The sequence below is a fragment of the Inquilinus sp. genome (assembly GCF_057815775.1).
This window is the reverse complement of the sequence record NZ_JBYRFX010000880.1, coordinates 1-1,999: the sequence shown is the minus strand read 5'-3', so window position 1 is coordinate 1,999 and position 1,999 is coordinate 1. Positions and strand designations below refer to the sequence as shown.

At 69.0% G+C, this 1,999-nt stretch carries 2 protein-coding genes; both read right to left on the bottom strand.

Features of this window, described 5'->3' with window-relative positions:
- The coding region (locus AC3XYG_RS31675; RefSeq protein WP_489143870.1) for a M4 family metallopeptidase at positions 1-825 on the bottom strand (825 nt) is incomplete at its 3' end.
- 309 nt (positions 826-1,134) lie between these two features.
- The coding region (locus AC3XYG_RS31670; protein ID WP_489143869.1) for a hypothetical protein at positions 1,135-1,999 on the bottom strand (865 nt) is incomplete at its 5' end.

The following is a 1,999-nucleotide window of genomic DNA, read 5'->3' as shown; positions in this document are numbered from 1 at the left end:
GACGCCGCCATTGTCCTGCATCGTGTCGACATAGTCCTTCATGTGGCCGGGCTGGCGGTCCTTGCCCAGCACCGGGTCGTCATAGGCGGTGCCCGGCGCCTTCATCGACCGCAGCCCGATGCCGTGAACCTTCTTGGTCAGCAGGCCGGCGCCGATGATCCAGTCGGCCTTGTCGGCGGTCTGCTTCAGCACCCATTGCTTGATCAGCGACCCCCAGACGTCGGACAGGGATTCGTTCAGCGCGCCCGGCTGCTGCATGTAGACGAGGCCGGCCTCGTCCTCGGTGACGCCATGGCCGAGCTCATGGCCGATGACGTCGAGCGCGCTGGTGAAACGGTTGAACAGGTCGCCGTCGCCGTCGCCGAATACCATGCGCTGGCCGTTCCAGAAGGCGTTGTTGTAGCGGTCGCCGTAATGGACGGTGGCGTCCAGCGCCATGCCGTCGTCGTCGATCGAGTTGCGGCGGTAGGCCTCCAGGAAGAAATCGAAGGTGTGGCCCAGCCCGTCATAGGCCTCGTCGGCCGCGACGTCGCCGGACGGCCCCTGCCCTTCGGCGCGCACCAGCTTGCCCGGCAGGCCCTCGCCGCCCTCGGCGGTGTAGATGCTGCGCTGCCGCGATGGCGGCAGGGCCAGCTTGCGGCTGCGGCGCGCCGCCAGGCTCTGGGCCACGGCCAGCTGGGCCCGCATCGACCGCAGCGTGCCGTCGATGCCCAGCGCACGGTTGGCCGCCGCCTTCTGCGCCTTGCTGCCGTTGGCGAGGATCGCGCGCAGCAGATAGGGCGGCAGGATGCAGAAGATCGAATGGCGATGGTGGCGGGTGCACATCGGGGTCTCCCTGTTTCGACCAACGATCATCCCGCGACCCGGGCCCGTGACCGCATCATAGGAAGCAAAACCGTGATGCCGCGATTGGTTCCCGGGGTTGGTCGGGCCGTCCCTCTGTCGCCACAACGGCGTCGTAGGTTGGGTTCGCTCTTGCGAACCCAACAATGGCCCAGGCCGTGGGATGTTGGGTTCGCGTCGCGAACCCAACCTACGCCGGACGCGCAAACACCTCCGCCCCCTCCCGCAGGGCGGGAAAGGCGAGGCAAACGGGTTCGGCGGGATCTAGAGGCAAGGACGCACGCCCAGCCCTCAGCTGGTGTTGTCCCCGTCGCGCAGCAGCGCGGAGGCGGATTTCTGCATCCAGTCCTGCCGGGGGTTCCAGCCGGGCGGCGGCATCGGGCGCGGGATCGATGAGCCGGGTAACACGGCCGCCTCGACCGCGGGCCAGTCGGGCTTGATCCCGAGGTCGCGGCACATGCGCAGGACCAGGGTCTCGATCGGCAGGACCGTGTCGGGACGGTCGGCGTCGATCCGGTCGGCCTTGTCCAGCCGGGTCCACAGATCGGCGGTCAGCCGGTCCCGGTCCGCAGGGGGATCCGCGGGTGTGGCCTTGATGGCGCGGATCACGGCGCGCGCGACGCGGCGGTGGCGGTCATCCCGCACCTCCTGCCGCCGGATCCATCCCTCCTCGGCCTCGCGCCGGGCCTCCTCCTGCCGCTCGCGCAGCCGGTCCTTCAGCGCGATGGCGCGGCGGATGCCGAGGGCCAGCCCGCTGAAATGGGTTTCCGCCACGCCGGCCTTGTCGAGGTCGCCGGCCTTGGCGGCCTTCACGCCCGCGGCCTGGATCGCCCGGGCCAGTTCCAGGCTGAGTTCCGTCAGTTCGGACAGCACAACGTCATCCCGGTCAGCCTCTTCCATGGCCGGCGATGCGGCGGACGGGGCTTCGGGGCTGATGGTGGCGGTGTCCATGAGAGGATGAGAACATAAAGGGAACAAACGAGTCAAGTCAAACTGCACGGGCCGGGAATCGGCGGCGGCGGCCCCCTCCCCGTCATTGCGAGGAGGCGAAGCCGACGAAGCAATCCATGGCGCCGCATGAACGGCCCGATGGATTGCTTCGCTGCGCTCGCAATGACGGAGAGGGGGGCGGACGTGGTGAACGTCGAAGGTGCGG